Here is a 25,547-nt window from a genome sequence, read left to right as displayed (position 1 = left end):
TCCTTCAATGGCTAGTTGCGAGCGCATTCTGCAGCGGCGCGCGGTGGAATTGGCCGTCTTTCATTACCGCCGGAATTCGTGTCTTATCTTGGAGGATTGTCACGTCAGCGGTCGGATCGCCATCTATCAGGAGTATATCTGCCAACATCCCGCCCTTGATCTGCCCCACATCCATATCCATCAATTCCCCGCCCAGTTTCGTCACTGCGACTAAAGCCTCAAGGGGCGTGAAGCCAAACGATTGTACAAAAATTTCCAAATCCCTCGCATTGCGGCCGACCGGATTGTAAGGAAATCCATAATCGCCGCCGGGCAAAACGCGAATGCCGCGACGCTTCATGTCGGGGTATACTTTCGTCATCAATTCAAGTCCGGCGACAGCGCCCATACGCTCCGCCTCGGCCTGACCGATGCCAAAATCCTGCGCCTCATGGCATCGCGCATAGAGCAGTCCGGGTGCGGGAGCGCAAAACACTTCGTGTTTTTTCGCCTCCAACATGTCCAGCGCCTCTTCATCGGCATAGGTGCAGTGATAGATGCAACGAAACCCGGAGCGGACGGCACGTTTCACCGCTTCTGCAGCTTGGGCATGGCAAGCGAGCCAGACGCCAGCTTCGCGCGCCGCCTGCCCAATAGCCTGCGCTTCCTCCTCCGTATACATCAGCACCTGCGCGCCGCCTGGGGCAAAGCCTTCGTCGCTGGACATCAAGAACTTGATCGAATCGACGCCGCTTTCCGCCATTGCCTTCACATAGGTGCGCAGGCCCGGTATATCTCGGTCGTGCGTTGGATCGTGGCCCTCGGGCACGCCCATTACACCTTCTGACCCCTTTTCAAGCGACGAAGCGCGCAGACGAGGTCCAGGCATGAAACCGGCATCGATCATATCGCGCAAAGCCACCTCGAACCGCTCCCCTAGCGATCCGGCCGAATAAGCGCTGGTGAACCCGTGATCGAGCGTAATCCGGGCATTTTGTGCTGTGACGAGCAGATGTTCTTCCGCAGGCATTTTCATCGCATTGATGACGCGTTCGACCGAAGATGGCCAACTCAGATGCGCGTGCGCTTCAACCATGCCAGGCATCAAGGTACGCCCTCCACCATCAAGTATATCGACATCGGTCCGGTCTATCCGTTCCGCCCCCATTGCCACGGCATCAATCCGGTTCCCCACCACACGGACTTCGCCGGGAAAAAGCGCCTGCCCGCTACCATCGAAGACGTTAACATTTGAGAATAGAATCGGTCGGTTCATTCCCCGGTATCCGCATTTAAGCCAGCAGCCAAAATACCCGCCACTGCACATAGTTCGTCATTTTCGGATGTATCACCACTTATGCCGACCGCACCTATCAAGTCGCCCTTTGCGTCGCGGATCAGCACTCCGCCCGGAACTGGTAAAATGCCCTTAGGGAAAACCCCGTTCAGTGCCGCGATAAATTCAGGAACGGCCTGCGCGCGCTTAGCGATTTCCCGGCCGCCAAATCCCATCCCAAGGCACCCCGCCGCTTTTGCTGTAGCGATTTCAGGGCGAGAAATCGCGGCGCGATGATCGCGCTTCAAAGCTAGAGTGTGACCGCCCGCATCGAGCACAATTACACACAACGGGTGAAACTTCTGCCGCGTCGCCTCGGCCAGTGCCGAGTCAACAATAATCGATGCCTGATCAAGTGTCAGTTTCATTTCACTTCCTTATCCATCCAACGTTGGACGATCCGCCTTGCCTGTATGCCTGCTGTATCCATTTTTACGCTGATTTCGGGCGCTTGGCTGCCGCGAGGATCACGTGACACTGTCGCTTGAATCGCTTCGATCATCACTTCATCTTCCGCAAAGCCTGCCACGGTCGCTGCCCTTAGTTGCTCGAGCTGTTCCGGTGACTTCCCGTGATCACGACCAAGAAGGTAAAAATAGTGCATGGAACTGTTATCAATCGGCGTTGTGGCATGAGCTATTCGAAAGCGGCCTTTCAGATCTCCGCTATCTGGATCGCAAAAGTCGACGGCAGCACGTTGCAGCGCCGGTGACACAAATGACCCATAATTATCGCGATTAAAGGGCGTTCCTGACGGAATGCCCAGTGGATTTGCAAATATTGGAGGCAAAGGGCTGCGCGTCAATGTCTGCCGATAGCTTGTGGTATCACCGTCTGACCAGAATGTTGGTGGATCAACCCAATCGGTTATTCCGAACGATTTTGCATGAACATAGCCGAAATGTGTCAGATCAAGGACATTCTCCTTGAGCAGCATATAGTTCGCTGCGATGTCCATCCGCCCGTGAACAAGTTCGAAGTCAGTATCCTCCGCCCATTCTAGCACGGGCGGGGGCGGCACTTCGTCCAACGCCTCGGTGTCACCGAGATAGATCCAGATATAAGGTGACTGCTCAATAATCGGAAAATTGCGCACATTTGCAGATACGGGTGGTGTTTTCATCGATGGGACGTTGATGCATCTTCCGTCCGAGGCAAATATAAAGCCGTGGTAGCCGCACTGGATATCGTCGCCCTTAAGGCAACCCAGAGCCAAAGGCGCGCCGCGATGTGGACAGCGATTTTCCATCGCCACTGCCGTTCCATCTAGACGACGAAAGAATAGGACGGGCGTATCCAGCAGCCATCGCCCCATTAACTCGCGCGTCACTTCATGTGAGAAGGCACCGACCCACCAACAATTGTAGGGATAGTTCCGCGACGATGGATCAGTCGGAGGCTTCCAGCCATTATCGCCTTGGCTCAATCTGTTCACCAATCAATCATGTGATGAGGATTTACCTTTTGGAGTTGTGCCCTCTACAAATTTTATTTCCCAAGTGGTTTCGTCGAAGATCCAAGGCTGAAGATTATGCATGAAACTCATGGTGCCAAATTGGGAATTCCAAGTGCGTGGTATCCAACTGTCGTCAAGGGCATCACTGTCGGCCCCATATTCGGCGTCTCCCCCCGCCGGGCAAGGTAGATAAAGGAACACTGAACTAGCGATGCGGTGCCGCCCGAGGCCCCAGACTGATTTTTGCCAACCTTTCCGCTCCATGTAGTTTGCACCTACCATTACCTCGTCAAGGTCTTCGACGCCGAAGTTAACATGGTTAAACCGAGTGTTGCCATCGCATCCTGGAAAAGGCAGATCTGCCCGCAACCAGTAAATAGAATGATGCGCATTTGTGCCCGCAGCCCGCGCAAAGACTCCGAATCCCTCCTGTATATCTGACAAACGAAAATCGAGGTTGTCGCGATACCATTCCCAGCTTGCCTGCGGATTGGAAACTTGGAACACAATATGTTCAATTGTTTTGGGATTGGCCTTTAGGCGCCATTTCCGCTGCACATTGAGCCTGTTGATGTTACCATAGCTGTTCACCGGGTCCGGCGCTCCACGAATATCCCTTTTGTTATATAGGCGAAGGCCGCAAGCTATACCGTCACAATCGAAGAAGCGCGCAGTGCCATCGACGTCAAATTTAACTTCGGTAACGGCACGCAATTTGGTCACCAATCGATCCAAATACTTTTGGCTCGGCACGCCCCATATCACTTGTTGCACACCAAAGCCTTGAAGCTTTTGCCCCTCGATCTGTGCGTCTGTTAAAGGGCGAAGGATAACCGAACTGCCCTCTTCAAGTTCGAACAGAGCGTCGCGTTCATTGTGCTCAATCAGCGGCAATCCGAAATCTACGAAGTAGCGCACGCATGTCGCGACGTCCTCCACTCCATATATTACCGTCTCGATGCCGTTGATTCCTGTCATACTGCTCTCCTAATTCTTGCTCTCCACCAAGCTAGGCAAATGTAGTCAAACGCGGAAATCGTTTCGCGCGATGCAACCTATCAGTCCGCCTTTTGGAAAGTTGTGGAAAGGAACTAAATTTTGTGGGCCGTCTCGACCAGCATCCCGATCAACCATTGAAGACCTTCATCATTTCCGCGCAGTTTGTGCCACTGTACTTCTTCTATAACATTAGGCAGCGTTATCGGTGGCGCATAAATCGATAGCGGCAAGTACTGAGCAAAGTATTCGGCATGCCTCCGATACATCGTTGCGATCCGGTCAGTTCCGATGACAGCTTGAGGAAGAAGTGCGAAACTAGGCAGCCTCACATCGATCTTACGATTGACGCCTTGCTGCCCGAAATAGGTTTCAGTAAATGCCGGTTGCCGATCGGATCCGAAATATGCGACCGCATGTCCTGCTTCCAAAAAATCGTCCTGTGTTAACGTTCGACAATATCGACCTTCCGACCAAGCGATTATACAATGTTCGTCATGCCACAAAGGTTGATGGGGATGGCCCTCAAGCATAAAGTTTGAAATAGTTATAAAAAGGTCGATTTGCCCGCGTTCGAGTTGATCAAAGGCCCTTTTGGTGGTTGGTACAAGATCAAAGGAAATACCTGGTGCCAATTTCTCGGTCTGCGCAAAAACGTCTGAGAGGAGCACGTTGTACGCATAATCAGAAGCAGTGATAACAAAGCGTCGCTCAACTGATGCAACATCAAAAGCTAATGGCGTAGTAATACGGGTGCGAATGAGCATCAACGCATCGCGGACAGGATCGCGGAGGTCTTCAGCTTTGGGCGTAAGCAACATCGTACGCCCCGACGGAACAAGCAAGTCATCCCCGAAATATTCGCGGAGACGGTTGAGCGAACCACTTATTGCTGGCTGACTAAGATTAAGACGACGAGCGACTGCTGAGACGCTTTTCTCCTCAATCAAGACGTCTAAGACGACCAACAAATTTAGATCAAGTCGCTCAAATCTCATGATTGCCTCCAATTCCGAGTGTTTTCTAGCAGCAAACGGTATCGAACCAAAGTACATATTGGCAATATCAATAACGATTTCGAAAATCATAAGCATTGCCTATACCATAGGCTCTCCCCCAGCTATCACGTGCACTTATGTGACTTAGCCACCCAATCGATTGGACGTCATTTCGTTAGCCTCTTAGCTATCTACCCAGTACGCATGGCAGTAGACCATCAAAGGCTGCGAGAACCAGCGTCAATTTGGGGAGAGAGATCATGAAAAAGGTTTTATTGACGTCAACCTTTCTTGTTAGCTTGGTAATGACCGCGCAAGCTGCTTCAGCGCAGGAAACGCCTGACAACGAAGAGAATAGCGGCATTCAGGAAATTATCGTTACCGCACAGCGCCGTGAGGAAAGCCTGCAGAAGGCAGCAGTCGCGGTTTCGGCGGTGACTGGTGACGATCTCGCGGCAGCAGGAATCAGCGACACAGCATCCCTCGGGCGCCTAGTTCCCTCGCTTGTCATTGCACCGACCGGCGGTTCCGCAACGGGTTTCTATCTACGCGGTGTTGGCACACTCCAAGGTAACGCCTTTGGTGAGAACCCTATCGCTTTCAACTATGCGGGCGTTTACATTGCTCGTCCCAACGCGCCGGTAGGAACGTTCTACGACCTTGAAAGGGTTGAAGTTGTGAAGGGGCCGCAAGGTACACTCTATGGCCGTAATGCAACGGGCGGTGCCATCAACGTCTTACCGAAACGACCGGCACTTGGCGTTTTTGGCGGCGATGTGTCGGCTGAGTATGGCAACTATGAATCGAAAAAGATTTCAGGTGCGCTGAACCTGCCGATAGGTGATTCAGTCGCTCTTCGCGTTGCAGGACAAATTGTTGATCGTAACGGTTATCTTTCCGATGGCTACAGCGATGACGTCGGCGAGGCAGTGCGTGTCTCATTGCTGTTCAAACCTGCTGGCGATTGGTCAGCGCTTTTGACCGCTGACTATTATCATCAGGGCGGCAAAGGCGTGGGCGGTGTGCTTGCACCCGGAGCTGCTTTTGGCAATCCGTCCGGCTTTGCGTATCCCGGCTACGCTGCACCGGCGCTCGGCGATCGAGTTGGTGGAAGCGATCCACGCAGTATCGCCGCACTGGCGGCATCTCCGCCACCCGCTGGAGCTTTTCTTGGGAATGGTTTCGTCGCACCTCCCAAAAATGATGGCTTTAACGACAGCACATTTTACGGTGTAAGTGCTAATATCGAGGGTGACTTGGGCTTTGGCACCTTGTCGATCATCCCCGCTTATCGCCGCTCCGAGCCCAACTTCCGCTTTTACACCTTCGGCTTCCTCGGCGACGTCAAGGAAACTGACGATCAAATGTCGCTTGAGGTCCGATTGGCATCAAATGGCGACAGCGCTCTTAATTATGTCTTAGGTGCCTATTATTTCATCGAAGATCAAAAGGCGGCCAACCGCTTCTTGCAAGGACGCATTTCAGACACACTGTTCCAGCCCGATATCGAAACGAAGAGCAAGGCGGTTTTCGCTCAATTCACCTATAATGTAACAGATTCTGTCCGTCTGGTTGCAGGAGGGCGTTATACAGACGAAACGAAACGGGCCGATACTGCGGTGCAATTGTTCGGTCCCGCCGGACAAACCGCAAACACCAGTTCCAGTTCCCGTCAAAATGCGTCTAAATTTACCTGGAAAGCGGGGGTCGAGGCAGATCTTGGAGCCCAATCACTGTTTTATGCTAACATTGCGACTGGCTTCAAGGCTGGCGGCTTTTTCGTCGGCTCGGTCGACAACAGTTTTGATCCCGAAACTTTGACAGCGTATACAGTTGGTTCGAAGAACCGGTTCCTTGACAACCGCCTCCAAGTGAATGTTGAAGCATTCTATTGGAAATATAAGGATCAGCAAATCAGCTTTGTTGGGCCCGTCCAGATTGTCCCAGGTATTTTCGCCGCAGGCGGTAAAACCGTGAATGCGGGCCGAGCCAATTTCTACGGTGTGGAAGCCGATTTGCAGTTTGCGGTTACGCCGCAAACCTTATTTAGCGCCAATTTGCTGTACAATCATACCAAATATGACAGTTTGAACTATGTAGCTATCTCGGCTGGGGGCGGTCCTCTAAGAAACGGCTGTGCTGTCACGCCAGACTCTTCGAGGCCGGTCGCTCCTCCTGCCCGTCTTTTCAGCGTCAACTGTGCTGGAGAGCCAGGTCTCAATGCGCCAGAATTCAGCGGTTCGGTGTCACTCGAACAGACGATAGCACTCGGCGACAGTCTAGATCTCGTTATGAATGCAAGGAGCCGGTTTTCCTCAAGCTACTACGTGTCCCTTGAATATCTGCCCGAGGAAAAACAGAGTGGATATCTACAAGCCGATGCGGCGATAACGCTTAAAAATCGGGACGACACCTGGTCTTTGACCGGTTTCGTCAATAACATTACCGATAAGACTATTATCGCAAGCGCGTTCGCAAGACCTGTGCTTCAGACGGTTTATGCGGTTGTGGCTCCACCCCGCACTTACGGTGTTCGCGTCGGCTTTAAATTCTGAGCTTTCTATTTTCGCCACGGTGACGACCCTTAATAAAGGGCGTTTGCCGTGGCGATAGTGCGTGATCAGAGGTCAAATTCACACATGAAATCCGCTCACACAGACGGAACTTTTCCAACCGAAGAAATTGTCGTAGTCGGTGGCGGAATAGTCGGATTGGTAGCGTCTATTGCATTGGCACAAAAAGGCTATTCCGTCGTGCTCGCCGAAAGAAAACATGACATCGTAGACGACGGTGGCGTGGGCATGGGTTTGCAATCAAATGCTATGGGGGCGCTTGCAACATTGGGGCTTGCGGATCAATGTATAACCAACGGCGTAGCTGTAGACCATATGTAGTTATTCGCGCCCGACGGGACATTAATTGGTCGTCCACCCATTCCGCGAAACGGGGGACCAGATTGCCCCGGAATGACTTGTATTAGCAGAGCGAAGTTTCATGCAATTCTCCACGAAGTCGCCCTGAATGCAGGCGTTGAGGTTCTCACCGACGCACATGTTGTCGGTTGCACGCAAGGAAATGACAATGCGTCTGTTGAATTGGCGGACGGAAGGTCACTCTCAGCACATCTGATCGTTGGAGCCGACGGCATCTATTCAGCAATGCGTGGCTTGGTATTCCAGGACTACGCGGCACCCTTGGCAACCGGAGAAGCAGTTTGGCGTGCACATGTAAAAGGTGCTTCGCAATTTCGCAGTGTCGGCTTGATTTACGGTGGACCGGTGGGAACTGTCGGCTTCACACCGATGCAAAACGACGAGGGTTACATTTATATTGTTGATCGCGCGGAGAATGGCCCAATGCGGGATGAGGCGAACCTTGTCGAACGGTTTGCTCAGTTGCTGGACGACTATCATGGTTTTCCACGGCAACTTCTTCCGTATCTCACCAAAACCGTAAACTGGCGTCGGCTCGAAACTGTTGCACTGCCTTCTCCCTGGTATCAAAATCGGATACTGTTAATAGGTGACGCCGCGCATGCAGGGCCGCCTACGCTCGCTCAAGGGGCAGCGATGGGGATTGAAGATGCCGTAGTCCTTGCACAATGTCTTGAAGATCAAGACGATTTGGCTACTGGGCTCGAACTATTCATGACACGGCGCTACGTCCGAGTCCGGGCTATAATTGATGCTAGTCTAGCCATTTCACGGGCTCAGATGATGCCGAAAGGCCGACCAGCAATTGCGCGCGCGCAGGAAATTGCGCGCAATGTTCTTGCACAGCCTTGGTAACCCATTTTTTGTCGATTTAATCCGCCCAAATAGGGAACCGGCCCCATAACGGAGCCGGCCGTGTCAAATTTTCGGCGACGACATTATTCCTCTGTCTACCGAGGAACGTGATTTCGCTCTCAATAACGTCACCAGGAGCAAGGAACTGCCCCATCATCGCGCCATTGCCGGGGGGCGAGCCCGTGATGAGGAGATCGCCGGGCATCATGCGAATGCGTTCCGAGGCGTAAGACAAGATTTTTTCGGGCGGGAAAATCATATCGCTAATCGGCCAGTCCTGCATCACCTTGCCATTGACCTGAAGCTTTATCCGCACCTGCGAGCGGTCAACAAACTCTTTGGGCACCATGAACGGTCCAATGGGCTTAAAGCCCGGCTGATGTTTGCTGACCCAGTCATGACCCCAGCGCACGTCGGAGCGACGGAATTCGTCGACTGTGCCCAGATCATTGACCATGACATAGCCTGCAATGATACTCTCGGTCTCTTCTGGTTGCATAAAGCGTCCGGCGCCACATAGGATCACGCCAAATTCAAGTTCCCAGTCGTGGTGCTCGCCCACCGGCGGCAAGCTTACATCGTCGTTTGCACCGGACAGCGACGAGTGCATGCCAGTCCAGAAAAATGGCATCCCCTCGCGCGCACGTCGATCGACATCGGCAAGGTTGCGCGCGAAAAAGGATTCATCGCTTTCTCCACGCAACCTTTTGTCCTGGTTAAACTTGTTGTGGGTCATCATCTCGGCGACATGTTGCCGGTAGTTGGAGCCCGCACACATCATATTGGGGTGAGATACAACCGGGCGGGCTTCCAATGCCTCGTAGCGCAACTCGGGTAAGCCGCCCTTATCTGATAGCTTCTTAAAACCTTCAAGTGCGCGATTCCAGTCGTCGAGGATGGCATGCGTGTCATGATAGCTGGCGGACAGATCATAAACAGTGCCATCAGGCTTGACCAAAGCAGGAAATGACTTCTCACCTCCCTGCCGGAAAGTTCCAATACCGAAACTGCCAATAGCAAGCCCGGTCGCGGAATGAAAATTCGTCATGGCGGACGCCTCCTTCGACCTTATTATTTTGCGCCCAGCATCCATGCCAGAATGTCGTCGCGATCGTAAAAATGATGCTTTAGAGCGGCGGCGACGTGGAGAAAGATTAACCCAATCGTCAGCCACCCCAAAACCTCATGCACCTCATGGGCTGCCCCCGCCGAAGCCATACTCATCTCGACCGGAAGAAACGGCACTTCGAAGACTCCTGATACGCCAAATGGATGGCGCTTGGGAAAAGCCGAGGTCATCCACCAACCGGACAATGGCAAAGCAAGCAACAAAAGGTAGAAAACGAGGTGTGTTGTTCGCGCCGCAAGCCGCAAAGCAGGCGCAATCGTTGCAGATAGCGGCGCTGGTTTGTGCGTCAGCCGCCAACCTATTCGCACCAGTGTCAGCGCCAAAATAGCAATCCCGACGAGTTTGTGTATGTTGGTCAATTGATCGGCCAACGGCCCTTCATTTTCCGCGCTGTATAATCCTAGGGGAATAGCGAACAGCATTAGTGCAGCAATCAGCCAGTGCAGCAGAATTGCAACGCGCGAGTAACGCCTTGGAAGTTCAGACGACACGCTCATTGGAAATAGCGCTCAGGCGATTCAGAGCTCCAGATATCCATCTGGGAATCATGAATGTCAAAATTACCCGGAACCTTATCTCCATCGACCACATCGGTGTCGGAAAATGATTCCCACCGGTATCGATCAGGGTCAAACCAAACGTCGAATACGTGACTACCCAGCGGATGACGGCCCACACCCCAATTTGCCTCCCAACCCCTCGTCGCTAGCCAGCGATGTGCCACGAACTGTGCTTCGAAATCCTGACTCTCAAATGAGATGTGATGGCAATCAGTTTTCCCAAACTGGCCGAAAAACAAGGTGTGGTGATCAACCAATTCGGCACCGCGATCAACGCGCAGAAAACCGACGATCTTGTCATTTGGTTGATGCGGAGCGTGCAACGTATCGGAAATGCGCATACCCAGCACATCCTGATACCAAGCCGCCATAACCCCAAAATCCTTCACATAAAGCCCGATATGCCCAAGCCGGAATAGAGCCGCCGGGCCTAGGGTGGGCGTGTTCTGAGCAGAACAAATTCGGGGCTTTCGATCAGGAAAATTCAAGCTTACCGGCTCTATTGTGATCTCCCGGGCAAGTACGGCCACGCCGGTCACTAGGTCGATGCGCAGCCCCTCAGGGTCCGTAAGGGTCACTCCCCATCCGCCGCCGGGCGTTTCCAGTGGCCGGACCGGACTCGCCCCGTGACGCTCCACCGCCTCCTCGAGATCCGTTATGTCTGCCACGGTAAAGGCCATGCCCAAAAAGGCGCGCTCGGCACCCAACTCAGCGATATAACAAAACGCGTCGCCTCCGCTAGTCCGCATGATTAATTGAGTTTCGCCTTGCAAGACTGTTTTCAACCCGAAATCCAAGGCAAAGGCTGCTGTCTTCCCAATATCGGTGACCGCAAAACGCGCATGATGTAGTCCAGTGACCTTCATAAATGCATTCTTTCAATCCTTGGCATTTCCTATCATTTCAACGGTGGGTAGAACTCATTTCTGCTGGTCGTCCAATCGTTAGTATATCTTTCAACTATCACGCAGACTGATGACTTTTAGACATCGGGCACACCATCCCAAATGACCGTCAATAGCTCGCATCAAATTATACGATTGGCTTAAACCCCGTCCTCGTCGCTAAACCAAGGCCATAAATAGTATATGGAGAATTGACATGGCTGAATGGCTAAAGCGAGGTGCGTCTGCGGAATTCAAGGCGGACAGTGACCGCAAGGTGCGCGATACGGTGGAAGGCATACTAGCCGATATTCAGACGCGCGGTGATGATGCAGTACGCGAGCTTTCGATCAAATTCGATGATTGGGATCGCGAAAGCTATCGCCTGACGGGCTCAGAAATTCAGAATTGCATTGATCAACTATCCGCGCAGGACTTGAAGGATATTGAATTTGCACAAACCCAAGTCCGCAACTTCGCACAGATTCAACGTGATAGCATGACGGATGTCGAGGTTGAGACATTGCCGGGTGTTGTTCTTGGGCACAAACATCTGCCGTTAAATGCTGCTGGTTGCTATGTCCCCGGCGGTAAATATCCTTTGCTGGCGTCGGCGCATATGTCCGTTATTACCGCAAAAATTGCGGGCGTGCCTCGCGTCGTCACTTGTGCCCCGCCCTTTGGTGGGAAACCCGCTCCGGCAATAGTAGCAGCGCAAGCGATGGCTGGTGCCGATGAAATTTATTGTTTGGGTGGAATACAAGCGGTAGCTGCGATGGGGATCGGCACTCAATCGATCGCCCCTGTAGACATTTTAGTGGGTCCCGGGAATGCATTTGTGGCAGAAGCAAAGCGGCAATTATTTGGAAAAGTCGGTATAGATCTTTTTGCAGGCCCCACCGAAACTTTGGTAATTGCAGACGAGATAGGTTGTGATGCCGAACTGGCCGCGACCGATCTACTTGGTCAAGCGGAGCATGGACCGGATTCTCCAGCCATTCTGCTGACGACAAGTCGCAAGCTCGCCGAGGAGACCATGCGTGAAGTCGAACGTCTACTCCTCATCCTCCCCACTGCCGACATTGCGCGGCGAGCGTGGGACAGTTTTGGCGAAGTAATCGTAGCCGAAAACGATGCAGAGATGGTCCGCATAGCCGATGAGATCGCCAGCGAACATGTTCAAGTCATGACTGCCGATCCAGATTATTTCTTGAAGCACATGACAAATTATGGCGCACTGTTTCTAGGAAATCGCACCAATGTTTCTTATGGCGACAAGGTGATCGGCACCAACCATACGCTGCCGACAAAAAAAGCAGCGCGCTATACTGGCGGACTTTGGGTTGGCAAGTTCATAAAAACCTGTACTTATCAGCGCGTAACCACCGATGAAGCGTCGACGATGATCGGCGAATACTGTAGTCGCCTGTGCGCACTCGAAGGTTTTTCTGGGCATGGCGAGCAGGCCAATATCCGCGTACGGCGTTTTGGCGGCAAAAATGTCCCATATGCGGGAGCGGCCGAACCCAGCGAGTTGACTGCAGCATGACTATTCCCTCACTTCTTGATCCGCAACTTGCGCCTCTTTTTGTTGGGGCACCAGGTCCGTCATTCTCAACTGAAATCCTCCCGACGTTACGAAAAGCTATGGCAGGCTCTCCAATTGAGGGAGCGGGACTTGAGGTCGTCGAGCGCCACGTCCATCGAGCAGACAACACAGCGCTTAGACTTGTAATAATTCGACCCGAAGGCGTCTCTGGACTGCTGCCTGTCGTACTTCATTGCCATCCTGGGGGGTGGATACTTGGAACTCCAGAAACCAGCGGATCGACGCTCATTGAAATTGCAAAAAACTCGAAATGTGTAATCGTGTCTGTGGACTATCGTCTTGCCCCGGAAAGCCCATTTCCCGCAGCTCATGATGATGCTCTCATAGCATTACGTTGGATTCGCTCGAACGCGGGTGATCTGCAGATAGACGCAGACCGAGTAATCTTAGCAGGCGAAAGCGCCGGAGCTTCTATAGTCGCAGGCCTAGCCCTTCGATGCAGGGATGAGAGCGAAAATCAGGGGATCGTTGCCTTGTCATTGGTGTACCCAGCAATCGACGACCGAACTACAAAGTTGCCGCCCCACCCCTATGCGGGTACAATCGGTCTTGGTCTTGACCAAATGCGTTTCGCATGGGCGAGTTATTTGGGGGAATCTCAGGCAGATGATATTTCTCCTTATGCGGCTCCGGGTCGGGCAGAACGTTTGAGCGACTTGCCTCCCGTATTCTTGGCGCTAGGAGCTATGGATCCATTCATTGATGAAAACCTTGATTTTGCGAAACGTTTAATCAGGGAAGGAGTTGCTACAACACTGCACATATTCGCAGGTGCACCGCACGGCTTTGACCGACTGGAACGCGCTCAGGTGACAATGCAATTGCGCCGATTGCGCAACGACCATCTGAAACGCTGCATCGAACAATGATGACGGGCAATTCAGTTCCCCAGACTCCGTCATTTCGCCTTGATGGAAAGAGAGCAATCGTCACGGGTGCCGGGCGCGGGATTGGCTTGGCCGCAGCCGCAGCGCTCGCGGAAGCTGGGGCGGAAGTGACGCTTGTTGCACGCACAGCTTCAGAAATCGAAGCGGCTGCCGAAACAATTGGCAAAGGTGCAGTCGCTATCCTTCTCGATGTGACCGACGTCGATTCAGTAAAATCATTTTTCTCAACTAACCCCGCATTTCATATCCTCGTCAACAATGCGGGTACCAATCGCCCAAAAGCAATGTGGGACGTAAGCGAGGAGGATTTCGACACAGTTTTTGAACTTAATGTCAAATCTGCATTTTTCGTTGCACAAGCATGTGCACAAAAAATGCTTGCAGAGAAAGTGCACGGCAGTCTTATCCATATGGGTAGCCAAATGGGTCATGTCGGCGGCCTCAAACGGTCTCTTTACTGTGGATCAAAGTGGGCGTTAGAGGGCATGAACAAGGCTTTCGCACTAGATCTTTCCCCGCATGGCATACGCAGCAATACGATCGCTCCGACCTTCATCGAAACCCCGCTTACCAAACCATTTTTCGAAGATGAAGCTTTCAAGGCCCAGGTGTTGGCCAAAATCAAACTTGGCCGTCTTGGTAAAGTCGAGGACTTAATGGGGGCAGTTCTTTTCCTCGCGTCGGACGCGTCTTCGATGATGACCGGCACCAGCATGATTATAGACGGCGGATGGACTGCGGATTGAGGGAGTTATTCCAAACTCACCGGCCACGTTTAAATAACATATGGAAACCTTGCGATTGTGGGAGAAATTCAATGATTAAAGAAGTTGCACAAATTCGTATTGATCCTGCCAAAGCTAAGGATTTTGAGGCCGCCGTGAAGGAAGCAGCCTCGGCGTTTAGGGATGCGGATGGATGTCGAGCTATGAGTCTTGAACGTGGCATCGAAGATCCAGCATTGTATCGCCTGATCGTTCTTTGGGACAGTGTTGATCACCATATGGTGACTTTCAGAAACTCTGACGGATTTCAAATATGGCGGGGATTGGCTGCACCTTTCTTTTCTGAACCGCCCGTTGTTGATCATTCTCAATTAGTCAGCACATATTTCTAAATGCCCAAATCGCCGTCCCTAGCGTGTTTACGACTGCGAGTTACATCCTGAACTGACTTTGTGTGCGTTGTATAAATTCGATGTTAATTTGAACATGGAAATGAAAGAAATAAGCATTCCATTCAGTAAGCATCCGTCGCAAGCGGTTGCCCAGTCGCCCGGCTGAGCTCTGATTATTGTGGTTTAGGACGGGTCTATTGCAGATGCGTCTCGATTTACGCGCATGTCTTTTGCCGCTGGCGCTAAACGTATGTCTCGGACACCGCGGAGGTCATCTTGCGTTTACCTGAGACCAACTATTCTGCCGCCTGATACTTGCAATTGATAATTTCGTCTTTTCACCAGCTAATTGCCTAGTTAGCGCGGGACGATAAAATGAGAGGGTGCATGCGTGGCAAATATCGGCAGGGTCTTGATTGTGGGTGGCGGTATCGCCGGAATGTCCGCTTCCATTCGATTTCGAGAACAGGGGATTGCCGTCGATTTGATCGATCTAGATCCCGAATGGCGCGTTTATGGGGCGGGCATCACCATAACCGGACCAACGCTTCGAGCCTACAAGCGGCTTGGACTGATTGAAGCGATCAAAACGCAAGGTTGTATCTCCAACGGGGCCAGTATTTTCCGCTTCGATGGCATTCACCTGCAGGATCTGGACGAACCAGCGCTAGAGGAAGGCTTACCCGCCACGGGCGGTATCATGCGGCCTGTGTTGCACAGGATCATGCAGGAGCGTGTAAAGGAGTTGGGAATCGACGTTCGGCTGGGCCTGACGGTTTCCGCGCTTGAGAACGTCGATCAAGGCGTCAACGTAACTTTATCCAACGGTACGAGCGCCTTCTACGATCTGGTCGTTGGCGCGGACAGCATCAACTCGAGCGTTCGAACCATCGCGTTTCCTCATATGAGTGAAGCAGTGCACACTGGCCAAGGTTGCTGGCGCATCTCAATTGCGCGTCCACCAATGCTGGAACGAGGTGAGATGTATTTTGGCCACCAGTTCCCCGCAGGGATTACTCCGTGCGCGAAAGACAAGGTTTATTTGTGGATGCTTACGCCGCACATCCGCCGAGAAAGACATTTTAATGAGACGGAGCTCTTTGACAATTTAAAGGCTAATCTCGGCCCGTTTGGCAACAGTGCTGGCTGGATCCGCGACAATATGCAACTGACTGACTGGATCAATTATCGCCCACTTGTTGCAGTACTTCAGCCTAAGCCTTGGAATGTCGGACGGATAGTACTGCTCGGTGATGCCGTGCATGCAACAACTCCTCATTTAGCATCTGGTGCAGGTATCGCCGTAGAAAGCGCTTTAGTTTTGGTGGACGAATTGGTCGCAGCACCGAGCGTAAATGAGGGCTTAACTGCCTATCAGGAACGCCGTTATCACCGCTGCCACGATGTCGTAGAAACCAGTATTGCTGTTGGCAAACTTCAGCTCGAAGGCGGGTCACCCGATCAGATCGGTAGCATGATTGGTGGCGCTCTTCACAGGTTGGCAGAGGATTTCTGACAAACCTAGCTATCAACAATCATCCTTGCTGAGAATTCTATAAGCTAAAAGCGAGGCAGAAATGTCGCGACGTAATTAAATTTGTCCTGATAGTGGAATGAATTTATTCCTCGACATTAAGCTCTCGTGCTAGTCGAACTGATACTTCATCACCCACGCTTATCGCAGACCAGCTGAGTCCCACTTAAGCTACATAGGTCAAGCGGATTGCATATGAATCTAATCATTCTGTAAAGGTGAAGCTTTCATGAATTAGGCAGCTAAATGCACCTCATTTAAACGCCGGCCAGAACATCAAGTGTTGCTGGAGCTGCCTGTAAAGCCGTTCGTTGAAGATAATGCATCATGCCTATGAGCCCGCCGAGTTCCGCACCGCCACCAGCTCTGCCTGGCCCCCCATGCTGCAAGTGAGGCAATGCTGCACCGTGGCCCGTAGCATCAGCAGTACTATCGCGGTCTACAATCATTATGCGACCATGAAAGCTTGAACTACCTGAAACGATGCCCGAAATGAAATTCTCGCTATGGCTGAATATTGACATAACCAGCGATCCTTTGCCAGCATTGGCGAGCGTTAATGCCTCAGCTGAATCTCTATATGGCATGATTGTGGAAACCGGTCCGAACGCTTCGATCGCGTGCACTGCGTCAGCTTGGCTAGGGTTCTCGCATCGTAACAAAGTCGGTTGAAAATATGCTCCGCCAGACAACACTCCTTTGAAGTGCACAGCCTCACCTCCCAAGACCACCGAAGCGTCAGCCTTAAGACGAGTAACGTTAGCTGCAACATCCTCGCGCTGCGCCAGACCTGCCAGCGCACCCATGCGGGTCGCTTTGTCGCGCGGATCGCCTACCGTCGTCTCGCGAAGACGAGCAACGATTGCTGCCTGCACACTATCAAATAAGGGTTCTGGCACCATGATCCGCCTGATCGCTGTGCATTTCTGCCCTGCCTTCTGCGTCATCTCGCGTACAACTTCTTTAACGAACAAATCAGTTTCGGGACTTTCAGGCGTAGCATCGGCGCCCAAAATTGATGCGTTGAGACTATCCTGCTCGGCTGCAAATCGTACAGTGTTGGCTATAATTGCGGGACGAGCTTTGAGCCGGGCTGCTGTCGCGGCCGAGCCAGTGAATGAAACACAATCCTGTCCATTGAGTTGATCAAGTAGGTCTCCAGTATCGCCTAGCAACAGTTGCAGTGCGCCGTTTGGCAACGCCCCGCTTTCAATCATAATACGAAAGGCTGCTTCGGTCAGATAGGCACCGACAGTGGCAGGTTTGACGATCATAGGCATCCCAGCAAGCAGCGTGGGCGCCAATTTTTCCAACATTCCCCAGACTGGGAAGTTGTAGGCATTGATGTGGATCGCGACACCCGCCAAAGGCGCGAGAATATGCTGCCCAGCGAAATTGCCTTTGCTGATTGCTTCGCGTCCGCCGTCAAGAATTACATGGGCATCAGGCAACGTCTTGGCCTTCGAGGCGTAGACGAACAGCGATCCAATGCCACCGTCAATGTCGAACATGTTGTCGCTTCGCGTCGCACCGGTCAAGTGGGAGAGAGCATAAAGCTCATCCTTGCGTGCCGTCAGTGCATCGGCGAGAGTACGCAGAATTTTTCCGCGCTGCTGGAAAGTCAAAGCTCGAAGCGTCGGTCCGCCCACACAACGCGCATGGTCTAACATAGCAGATGTTTCGGTTCTCGTTGGCATAGTGGCGACGACTGATCCATCTATGGCAGATAAGAGCTCCGCACCTCCGCCCGAGGGCAGCCAGCGGTCACCAATGTAAGAAGAGAGTTTGAGCAAGTTTGTCATCGGGATTTCTCCAAGTGTTTTAAAGCCGCGACCGCTCGGAGAAGCGCAGCACCGCCTCGCGATAAGCAATAGTCTGTCCAAGCTTTGTTTGGTTATCACGCTCGGCATCAAGTGCTTCGTCGAAACTCATGGTCATTGTTTCGCGTATCAGCCGCTTTATGCTACTTACAGCATCAGCAGACTTTCCTGAGATCTCCTGCGCCAAATTCAACGCCTGAGGAAGCAAATCCTCGTCCTCGACACAGCGTGCGACAAGTCCCATCGCTTCCGCCTCTCGGCCGCTGACAAGGCGTGCGCTTAAACTGAGATCCATTGCCCGTTGTGTGCCAATCAGGCGAGGAAGAACCCAGCTTGCACCAGAATCTGGTCCCAGCCCGACATTTACGAAACTGAACTGAAACCGAGCAGATACGGCCGCCAATGTGATGTCACATGCTATCGCAATGGCTGCACCGGCGCCTAATGCGATGCCGTTTACGGCAGAGATGACTGGTATGGGTAATTTAATAATTCTTCGGATTAAGGGGTTATATAAAACATCAAGCGATCCGCGGATATCTGGAGCTTCACCGACTTCAAAGGCTTTTGCTCTTTCAAAGAGGTCTTGCCCAGTGCTGAACGCACGACCTTCAGCAGTTAAAATAATTACCCGAATATTCTCATTGATTTCAATCTCGTCGAGGCACTGTGTAAGAGCATTATGCATCGGTAAATCAAATGCATTGAGCTGGTTAGCGCGCAACAAAGAGATCGTTGCCACACTCCCATCAATCTTCAAGCTCGCTCGCTCAGTATTTTTTGACATGATCGCTTCCCAAAACGCGTACCGACATGCACCTACATATATTATTGCCTAATGCATTATATCGCAGTTTATCGCAAGTTCCTTTTAGAAAGGACGGAATAGACTGAAATTTTGTCTTTTTAGAGTTCGGCACCGATAGAGTATCATGCCTTATAATGCATTTATATATTTTTGGCTGGACAGGCCCCCTATGCCCACAGCATCGATCGGCGACCCTATTCGAACATAGACTGGGTGACATGGCTACGCTCTCGCACAAATCAGACCGAACGAATCTGCTGCACATATCCGGTCGCTGGCTCAAAGTATTCCGGCGTTGGATTGAAAGAATGTCGCCGTTATTGTGGTGGGTTGCGCCAATCAAACTGAGGAAAATAGCCGAGCAGATTTATCCCATCCCGTTGGCCAACCCTTTTTGTCACCTGCGCATCACACATCCCCCTTGAGCGGTTTGGTCGGGGCATGAAGAACTCGCGGGGTTAAATGTGTTCCAACTTGTGCACTTAATAGTCGCGCCATATCATTGATTATGTGTGATTATGGATCACTTGATAAATCATCCTTTGGTGCTATTTTTTAGTTGAACCATTTTCCCCTATGTGGCGAAGCAGTTGTCCGTCGTCAGAACATTTGGCACTGATGGTTGCGTAAATTAGCGGAGCATTGGCCTCATCAGTTGGGTTGATATTAGGCGGCCAGCTTGCGGTGTTGCAAGCGCCTTTGTTCGATTTGCCTTGGCGGTTGCGTCCATCGTCAAAACATTTGGCAACCAAAAAATCGACCACAATTCGTTTAACTACCTGTAAAACAATTATAATATACCGATTTTTGCACAGCTAAAAAATGCACAAAACGTGCACACGACTCAGAAATGTATCATAAGTTATTGATTTATAACGATTATTTTAATCATTAAGTGCCCTCCGAAGGCAGAGGCCAGAGGTTCGAATCCTCTTGGGTGCGCCATTTATACAGCCTTTTACCCCTGTTTTGTGTGATGCGCGGTGCGCTCTCAACAGAATATGCACTCCGCCAGAAACGTTGCATCTGCAAAAACATGGCAGATGGGGTCTGGTAAAACTTTATGGTTAAGTTACATTGATTGGACACGCCACAATTACTAGGGCCAGTACAGCCTATTGGCAGGAATAACGGGGACCTTTCATGCACGTCAGCGGCTCAAACGGAGAGTTGACCTTCAAACGAATTCCGACCGGATGCACGGTTCTCGTCGTTGACGACGACCCGGTTTGTCTGGATGAATACCGCGATACGATCGTCAATCTGGGCTACGATGTGGTCTGCGCAAGCAATGCGTCGGAAGCGCTCAAGAAGATTTCGGATTCCGAAGATATCGGCATTGTGCTGACCGATTTGGAAATGCCGAGCATTAACGGCATCTCGCTGCTGTCCGACATTGCGGAGCGCTTTAAACCCAATCGGCCGATAGTGACGCTGGTGATAACGGGTTATTCCAGCCTTGAAGTTGCCACCATGGCCATGCAATCGCAGGCAACTGATTTGCTCAGTAAGCCTGTATCTATAGATCATTTGGCGACCGCACTGCGGCGCGCGTATGCCAATCATTCCACATTGGCCAACCGGTTCCAAATCACGGAACTTACCAAGCTACTGAACCCCCACGGCTTGCCGGACGATATCGATCACGACGCGACGCCAACGCACGACGATTTGCAAGGCTTCATCCGACTGCTGTTGAAGCTCCAACATAATAAATCGAAATATTTCGACCCCGCTGTGCTGAGCGGCCCTTCATGGGAAATATTGCTGGACCTTGCAGAAGCAAGCCTGCGCGGCGAGCCTGTGCCGGCATCAAGCGCATCAGCAACGACGCTCGTCCCGCTCACCACCGCGCTGCGTCATGTAAACAATCTGGTTGAGGCTGGCTTGGTCAAACGCTGGACTGACCCAACGGATAAACGCCGCACATTGCTGGAGCTGGAACCTGATGCCAAAGCTGCCATGCAGCGCTATCTGGAAAACGCTTGGAAACTTAAGGCACAAGCCGTTTAACCGGGCAGAAGATTTCGTTTAGACTGCGGACGCGACAAGACGGAGCAGCTCATCGCTATCCATCGGCTTGCGGATGAACATCCAGCCGGGTTCAAGCGATGCCGAATCGGGCACATATCCGCTCATCAATATCGTCTTGATAGATGGCTGGCCGCGATTGGCCTGCCTGGCGATTTCCGTGCCGGTTTGCCCGGGCATAACAATATCGGTGAGCAATAGATGATAGGCCTGCTGCTCCAGCGCCTGCATGGCCTGTTCCCCTGACGCGCATGGGGTAACGGCATAGCCCTCCGCCTCCAGCATTTCGGCCAGCGCCTCAAGCGCGTAAGGTTCGTCCTCGACCAGAAGTATGTGCCGCGTACCAATGGCTGGTGCGTCCGCAGACTGCCCGAATTTATGTGGTGTTTGGGCTTCGGCGGACGGATTTGCCAAGGGCAGATGCAGGTACACCGTGGTCCCCTCGCCGACCTGCGATTCCAGCCAGACGTCACCGCCCATTTCCTTCGCAAAATCGCGGACGGATGCAAGGCCAAGGCCTGTTCCCTTTGGCTTTGACGAGAATAACGGCTCAAACGCGCGTGAAAGTAACGCTTCACTCATTCCGCTACCGCTGTCGGCAACGCAAATGGCAATATATGCTCTTGGTTCCGTGTCACCGCCGCCCGATTTGCTGGTGGCAAGACCCTGCGTGATAGATGTTGAAAGCGATATCCGTCCGCCATTCGGCCTCGCCTCGCGGGCGTTGATGAGCAGGTTGATAATGCAGTTCAGCAACCCATTATAACTGATGACGCTTTCGGACGTGGCAGCCTGTAAATCGATATCAAAGCTAATGCCCGATCCCACAACGCTGTTCAGGAAGGTATCATTTTCCCGAATGAGGTCGTCGATGATGATGGGCAGCAATGTATCCGTTTGCTGCTGTGACAGTTTCATCAGCGACTGGGTGATGTTCGATCCGCGCGCAGCCGTTTCCCGAATTATCTGGGCAAGATTGCTGATTTTTTCGTCATGGCCAAATTTACGAAGCAACCGGTCAGCATTCAACGTGATGATGGAGAGCAAATTGTTAAAGTCATGCCCCATATAGCCTGCGACCCGGCCTGTCCGCTCTAGAAGGCTGGCGCTGCGCTCTCGTTCATGGGCCAACTCAATCGCGGTTGCTTGCGACTCTTCAAGCATCGCCCGTTGCAACGAGATCAGCATCGTACTTAGCACCACAGGGTCGGCATAGCCGAAGTCGTTCAGATATAAGGTGCCATTGTTCATCGATTCCTCGGACAGAACATGCCGCACGGCCAAGATACAGCCCGTTTTGTCAAAAACCGCTGCACCGAATAAATGGGTGCTTCCACAATGCGAAACGAGCCGGATCGGCTTAACGCCCTGCGTGTTGTCGAAAAATTGCTCGATATCGGTATGAATAAAGTCAAACACATCGGTGCATCGCATGCCAACCCGGATATCTGGCAAATGTTCAGCCACCGATGGCCCTATCGCTTTAATACAAAGCGACGAGTCCAGGCGCAGATATGCTGGCAGGAGGCTGGCAAGCTGCTGCTCCGTAAATGTCAGCAGCACGCGTTAACTTTCGTCTTGATATTGAAGTTCAAAGACAATCTAATTTGCCTTATGCTCGGCGATCTTCACGTCGCCAGTCGCACCAAAGCGTGTAATTAAACCATCGAACAGCCCCAGAACAAATGGCTCCAAACCTGTGCGATCCGACCGATATTCCACCATCAGCCGTCCGGGCGCCTTCGATATTGTGGTGAATGAGGGCAAGACCGCGCCTGGCATAGCTGCGCCCACCGCAAGATGTAATCTGTCCAGATTTTCAATGAAGCTGGCCAAATCTTGGCCTGTGAAATTCATGATCGACGCGAGCGAACCGCGCTCGGCATATTTAATCCAGTAGCGCCCAAATTCGAAAAGACAGACATCAACGGATAGGTTCAACCGCGCTGACGCCTCCGAGATGATAGCGATGGTCAGGGCGTCGTCATAAACCATACCAGTGAGCAGCTCGGTTGGCCCAATACCCAGCTTATGTTCGAGAGCGAGCCAGGCGTCTTCACCCAACTCATCAAAAACCATCTGCCGCACAGCCCGGTGAACCATGCCATACATAATGATTTCCCCTTAACTGTCCCGGGGTATGCCGTCATTTTCATCGCGCCTTCTTAAATCCTGCAAAAGCTTCGTAGCGCGCACGACTTGTTCTTCAATACGCACCATTTTCTCAATGAGGTAATCAGAATCCTCGCCTGGACGATTTGAAATCCTTGCGCGAATATTACCACAAGATAACCTTATGATGTTCAACGGCTGCATGATTTCATGCAGCGTCTTGCTGTCCAGCTCATTAAGTGATTTCATCGAATTAACCGCAGATTGTATAAAAATTTATGAATTTCGGAGCGCATAATAGGCTGTGGCGGCGGATTCTGCAAACAAATGTCGATTCCTGCGGAATACGAACGCGCTCTGAACGTGCTGCTATAACCGAGCAAGCGGCGCCTCATGCAATGCAGCTGCGCCGAAATACCATCTAACATTATCGGGGTGGGCGTCGCCCGTGGCGAAACCGAAAACTGCGCTTAAGACGCGATCGCCAGGTCGTTAGCGTCGTCAGTCAGCAAAATTCGCTGAATTTCCTGTTTCGTTTCCTCAGTCAGTTCCAGATACACGCGGCGCTGGTCGCGCGGGTCGAAGCGCCGGACAATGATATTTCGTTCGGTCATAATCGCAATGTGCCGCAGCGCTGTTGTGACAGGCGAAAATGACGCGCGGCAAGCGCTGGAAACGCCCGTGTCCAAACCGGAATGCTGCCGAACAAACAGGTCCAAAAGGATGAACCAAGCAGGGTCAGCAAACAGGTTTGCAGCTGCAACAAACCGTGCGCGGCGCTTGGCGATTTCGATCAGGTCAACGGCCTTTTTCACTGCCAGCGTGGTTGCAACGTCGGCTGTATGGGAAGCGTCGTCAAATATAGTTGAATCATGCGCGTCCGCCTGAACGGCGAGCAGCATCTTTTCCAGCTGCTTTCGCGTGAACTGGATGGGGACCTCGAAAGTGCGGACCTGGTCGTCGATGTTTACATCATCTTGATATTCGACCATTTTTCTTACCGGACACAGACAAAATAAACCTCGTGGAGCTTTCCCAGCCATCCACCAAGGTGATGAAAAATACCGAATCTTACCAACTAAGCATCGATGCGGCGCGCGCTTATCGCTTCGGTTGTGCGCCCTTGAGGTTCGCAAAGAAAATTGCACGGCATATCGCCACCGTTACGAACGCAAATATAACCATTTTGCCACTATTTATCATTTTACGATTATATTACAGATACTTATTCTCAACCGTAACCTCATTTGGTTACAATAGTTAGCAAAGTATCATAGGGCACAATATGAACGGGGCTTTATCGAGATCGGCGGCAACATGTTGTGCGGTTGCCCCGACCATTTTCTCATCATGATTACCCGAGCAACAATGGCGCAAGCTTTGCGCGTTGCCATGCCGCATCGCCATATTGTGAGGCATGGAATATCGCGGCACGGCGGTGTAACCCGGCGTCGCAATCATGGGTGAAGCCAAAGCCACCGTGGAACTGGATCGCGCGGTCTGCGGCAAAGCTGTAGGTTCCATCTGCGGCGGCTTTCGCCATCCGCACGGCGATTTCGCCCATCCCCTGATCGCTGAAACTGTTCGCGGCGCTGTACAAATGCGACCGCGCTTTTTCATAGTCGACATAGGCATCAACGGTCGGATGTTTGAGCGCCTGATACTCGCCGATGATTTTGCCGAATTGTTTGCGCGTCTGCAGATAGCTGACGGTATAATCGATTACGCTCTGCGCGCCGCCGCACATTTCGGCGCTCTGCAACAGATTGGCGGCCTGCTCGACATGCGCCAATGTGGATGCAGCGCGCGCGACGTCGAGCAATGCGGCGCGGGGTACTGATAGACCATCGAGTGACACCGCAAAGCTGCGCTTGGTTTCGTCAATGATGGATTCGCGGCGCAGACGGCCAGCGACATCATCCGCGGTCAAAGCAACAAGCGCTGGTTTGCCGTCAAGCATGACCGATGCGACAATGACATCCGCGCTTTGCGCCCACAGCACAAACTGCTTTTCACCGGACAAAACGACGCTGTCGCCATCAACCTTGGCCGTCGCGGTGATGTTGAGCAGATCCCAGTCGCCATGCGCTTCGGATAGCGCGAGTGAACCAATCGCCCCTTCGGCAAGCTTTGGCAGCCATTCCGCGCGCTGCGCTTCTGTGCCGCCAGCGATGAGCGCCTGCGCAGCCAGCGTCGATGCAACCAAGGGCGACGCCATCAAATGCCGCCCCATTTGTTCCACCACCGGTACGACTTCAGCCATGGTCAGCCCGACGCCATTATGTGCTTCTGGAATAGCAATGGCCGTCCAGCCCAAAGCCGCGATTTCAGCCCAGATGTCCGCGTCATAGCCAAGATCGCTTTCCATCAACTTACGGACGCGATCGATGGGTGATTTGTCGCGACAAAAGGTCGTCGCCACATCCAGCAACTCAATCTGCTCTTCGCTATATCCTAAGCCAGGCATCTGCATGTCATTCTCTCCTCGCGCCGTTACATCCTC

Annotated in this window: 22 protein-coding genes and 2 pseudogenes; 8 read left to right on the top strand and 16 right to left on the bottom strand. The window is 52.2% G+C overall.

Going from position 1 to position 25,547, the window contains the following annotated elements:
• Window positions 1–4 precede the first annotated feature (4 nt).
• From ACIQ0G_RS00690 to ACIQ0G_RS00665, 6 genes and pseudogenes are all read right to left on the bottom strand, one after another.
• Window positions 5–1,255, bottom strand: coding sequence for an amidohydrolase family protein (locus ACIQ0G_RS00690; RefSeq protein ID WP_397576242.1), 1,251 nt, complete (start codon window positions 1,253–1,255; stop codon window positions 5–7).
• Complete coding sequence (locus ACIQ0G_RS00685) at window positions 1,252–1,683, bottom strand: heme-binding protein (protein ID WP_397576241.1); 432 nt, start codon at window positions 1,681–1,683, stop codon at window positions 1,252–1,254. The genes ACIQ0G_RS00690 and ACIQ0G_RS00685 overlap by 4 nt, the downstream gene beginning before the upstream one ends.
• Window positions 1,680–2,438, bottom strand: coding sequence for an aromatic ring-hydroxylating dioxygenase subunit alpha (locus ACIQ0G_RS00680; RefSeq protein ID WP_397576252.1), 759 nt, complete (start codon window positions 2,436–2,438; stop codon window positions 1,680–1,682). Before ACIQ0G_RS00680 ends, ACIQ0G_RS00685 begins: the two co-directional genes overlap by 4 nt.
• Window positions 2,439–2,441: 3 nt before the next feature.
• Window positions 2,442–2,750, bottom strand: a pseudogene (locus tag ACIQ0G_RS00675) (Rieske 2Fe-2S domain-containing protein); the annotation flags it as partial.
• Window positions 2,751–2,753: 3 nt separating this feature from the next.
• Entirely contained in the window at window positions 2,754–3,749 is a 996-nt protein-coding gene (locus ACIQ0G_RS00670) for a VOC family protein (RefSeq protein WP_397576240.1), read from the bottom strand.
• A 113-nt stretch (window positions 3,750–3,862) separates the two neighbouring features.
• On the bottom strand, window positions 3,863–4,855 hold the full coding sequence (locus ACIQ0G_RS00665; protein ID WP_397576239.1) for a LysR family transcriptional regulator: 993 nt from the start codon (window positions 4,853–4,855) through the stop codon (window positions 3,863–3,865).
• A gap of 170 nt (window positions 4,856–5,025) precedes the next feature.
• Between ACIQ0G_RS00665 and ACIQ0G_RS00660 the strand changes: the two genes are divergently transcribed.
• Together ACIQ0G_RS00660 and ACIQ0G_RS00655 are read left to right on the top strand one after the other, a co-directional pair.
• On the top strand, window positions 5,026–7,320 hold the full coding sequence (locus ACIQ0G_RS00660) for a TonB-dependent receptor (RefSeq protein WP_397576238.1): 2,295 nt from the start codon (window positions 5,026–5,028) through the stop codon (window positions 7,318–7,320).
• 84 nt (window positions 7,321–7,404) lie between these two features.
• A pseudogene (locus ACIQ0G_RS00655) lies at window positions 7,405–8,553 on the top strand (FAD-dependent monooxygenase).
• Window positions 8,554–8,569: 16 nt separating this feature from the next.
• Here ACIQ0G_RS00655 and ACIQ0G_RS00650 read toward each other — a convergent pair.
• The 3 genes from ACIQ0G_RS00650 to ACIQ0G_RS00640 are packed head-to-tail and all read right to left on the bottom strand — an operon-like array spanning window position 8,570 to window position 11,108.
• A complete protein-coding gene (locus ACIQ0G_RS00650) occupies window positions 8,570–9,646 on the bottom strand; it encodes a fumarylacetoacetate hydrolase family protein (protein ID WP_397576237.1) in 1,077 nt (358 codons plus the stop codon).
• Window positions 9,625–10,179, bottom strand: a complete 555-nt coding sequence (locus ACIQ0G_RS00645; protein WP_397576236.1) for a cytochrome b — start codon at window positions 10,177–10,179, stop codon at window positions 9,625–9,627. Before ACIQ0G_RS00645 ends, ACIQ0G_RS00650 begins: the two co-directional genes overlap by 22 nt.
• Window positions 10,176–11,108, bottom strand: coding sequence for a VOC family protein (locus ACIQ0G_RS00640; protein ID WP_397576235.1), 933 nt, complete (start codon window positions 11,106–11,108; stop codon window positions 10,176–10,178). Before ACIQ0G_RS00640 ends, ACIQ0G_RS00645 begins: the two co-directional genes overlap by 4 nt.
• Window positions 11,109–11,343: 235 nt before the next feature.
• On the opposite strand from ACIQ0G_RS00640, the gene hisD reads away from it, so the two are divergent.
• The 5 genes from hisD to ACIQ0G_RS00615 all read left to right on the top strand — a co-directional run bounded on the left by hisD (window position 11,344) and on the right by ACIQ0G_RS00615 (window position 16,255).
• Entirely contained in the window at window positions 11,344–12,675 is a 1,332-nt protein-coding gene (hisD, locus tag ACIQ0G_RS00635) for a histidinol dehydrogenase (RefSeq protein ID WP_397576234.1), read from the top strand.
• Entirely contained in the window at window positions 12,672–13,604 is a 933-nt protein-coding gene (locus ACIQ0G_RS00630; RefSeq protein WP_397576233.1) for an alpha/beta hydrolase, read from the top strand. The genes hisD and ACIQ0G_RS00630 overlap by 4 nt, the downstream gene beginning before the upstream one ends.
• Window positions 13,601–14,368, top strand: a complete 768-nt coding sequence (locus ACIQ0G_RS00625) for an SDR family NAD(P)-dependent oxidoreductase (RefSeq protein WP_397576232.1) — start codon at window positions 13,601–13,603, stop codon at window positions 14,366–14,368. The genes ACIQ0G_RS00630 and ACIQ0G_RS00625 overlap by 4 nt, the downstream gene beginning before the upstream one ends.
• A gap of 71 nt (window positions 14,369–14,439) precedes the next feature.
• Window positions 14,440–14,739, top strand: a complete 300-nt coding sequence (locus ACIQ0G_RS00620; RefSeq protein ID WP_397576231.1) for an antibiotic biosynthesis monooxygenase family protein — start codon at window positions 14,440–14,442, stop codon at window positions 14,737–14,739.
• Between the two features lie 391 nt (window positions 14,740–15,130).
• Window positions 15,131–16,255 (top strand): FAD-dependent monooxygenase, encoded by a 1,125-nt coding sequence (locus tag ACIQ0G_RS00615; RefSeq protein ID WP_397576230.1) that lies wholly within the window; start codon window positions 15,131–15,133, stop codon window positions 16,253–16,255.
• Between the two features lie 275 nt (window positions 16,256–16,530).
• On the opposite strand, the gene paaZ is transcribed toward ACIQ0G_RS00615, so the two are convergent.
• Window positions 16,531–18,075, bottom strand: coding sequence for a phenylacetic acid degradation bifunctional protein PaaZ (paaZ, locus tag ACIQ0G_RS00610; protein ID WP_397576229.1), 1,545 nt, complete (start codon window positions 18,073–18,075; stop codon window positions 16,531–16,533).
• A 19-nt stretch (window positions 18,076–18,094) separates the two neighbouring features.
• On the bottom strand, window positions 18,095–18,880 hold the full coding sequence (locus ACIQ0G_RS00605) for an enoyl-CoA hydratase-related protein (protein WP_397576228.1): 786 nt from the start codon (window positions 18,878–18,880) through the stop codon (window positions 18,095–18,097).
• 1,164 nt (window positions 18,881–20,044) lie between these two features.
• On the opposite strand from ACIQ0G_RS00605, the gene ACIQ0G_RS00600 reads away from it, so the two are divergent.
• Window positions 20,045–20,914, top strand: coding sequence for a response regulator (locus ACIQ0G_RS00600; RefSeq protein ID WP_397576227.1), 870 nt, complete (start codon window positions 20,045–20,047; stop codon window positions 20,912–20,914).
• A gap of 18 nt (window positions 20,915–20,932) precedes the next feature.
• Here the strand turns inward: ACIQ0G_RS00600 and ACIQ0G_RS00595 are convergent, their stop codons facing one another.
• From ACIQ0G_RS00595 to ACIQ0G_RS00575, 5 genes are all read right to left on the bottom strand, one after another.
• Window positions 20,933–22,399, bottom strand: coding sequence for an ATP-binding protein (locus ACIQ0G_RS00595; RefSeq protein ID WP_397576226.1), 1,467 nt, complete (start codon window positions 22,397–22,399; stop codon window positions 20,933–20,935).
• 135 nt (window positions 22,400–22,534) lie between these two features.
• Window positions 22,535–23,044 carry a heme NO-binding domain-containing protein gene (locus ACIQ0G_RS00590; RefSeq protein WP_397576225.1) on the bottom strand — a complete coding sequence of 170 codons (510 nt, stop codon included), beginning with the start codon at window positions 23,042–23,044 and terminating at the stop codon, window positions 22,535–22,537.
• Between the two features lie 12 nt (window positions 23,045–23,056).
• Window positions 23,057–23,293 (bottom strand): hypothetical protein, encoded by a 237-nt coding sequence (locus ACIQ0G_RS00585; RefSeq protein ID WP_324477930.1) that lies wholly within the window; start codon window positions 23,291–23,293, stop codon window positions 23,057–23,059.
• Between the two features lie 221 nt (window positions 23,294–23,514).
• Window positions 23,515–24,192: a hypothetical protein gene (locus ACIQ0G_RS00580; protein WP_397576224.1), complete on the bottom strand. Its 678-nt coding sequence runs from the start codon at window positions 24,190–24,192 to the stop codon at window positions 23,515–23,517.
• A 206-nt stretch (window positions 24,193–24,398) separates the two neighbouring features.
• Complete coding sequence (locus ACIQ0G_RS00575) at window positions 24,399–25,517, bottom strand: acyl-CoA dehydrogenase family protein (RefSeq protein WP_397576223.1); 1,119 nt, start codon at window positions 25,515–25,517, stop codon at window positions 24,399–24,401.
• Window positions 25,518–25,547 lie beyond the last annotated feature (30 nt).

It is taken from the genome of Sphingorhabdus sp. (genome assembly GCF_044354325.1).
Taxonomy (GTDB): Bacteria; Pseudomonadota; Alphaproteobacteria; order Sphingomonadales; family Sphingomonadaceae; genus Sphingorhabdus_B.
This window is presented reverse-complemented; position numbering and strand designations above follow the sequence as displayed.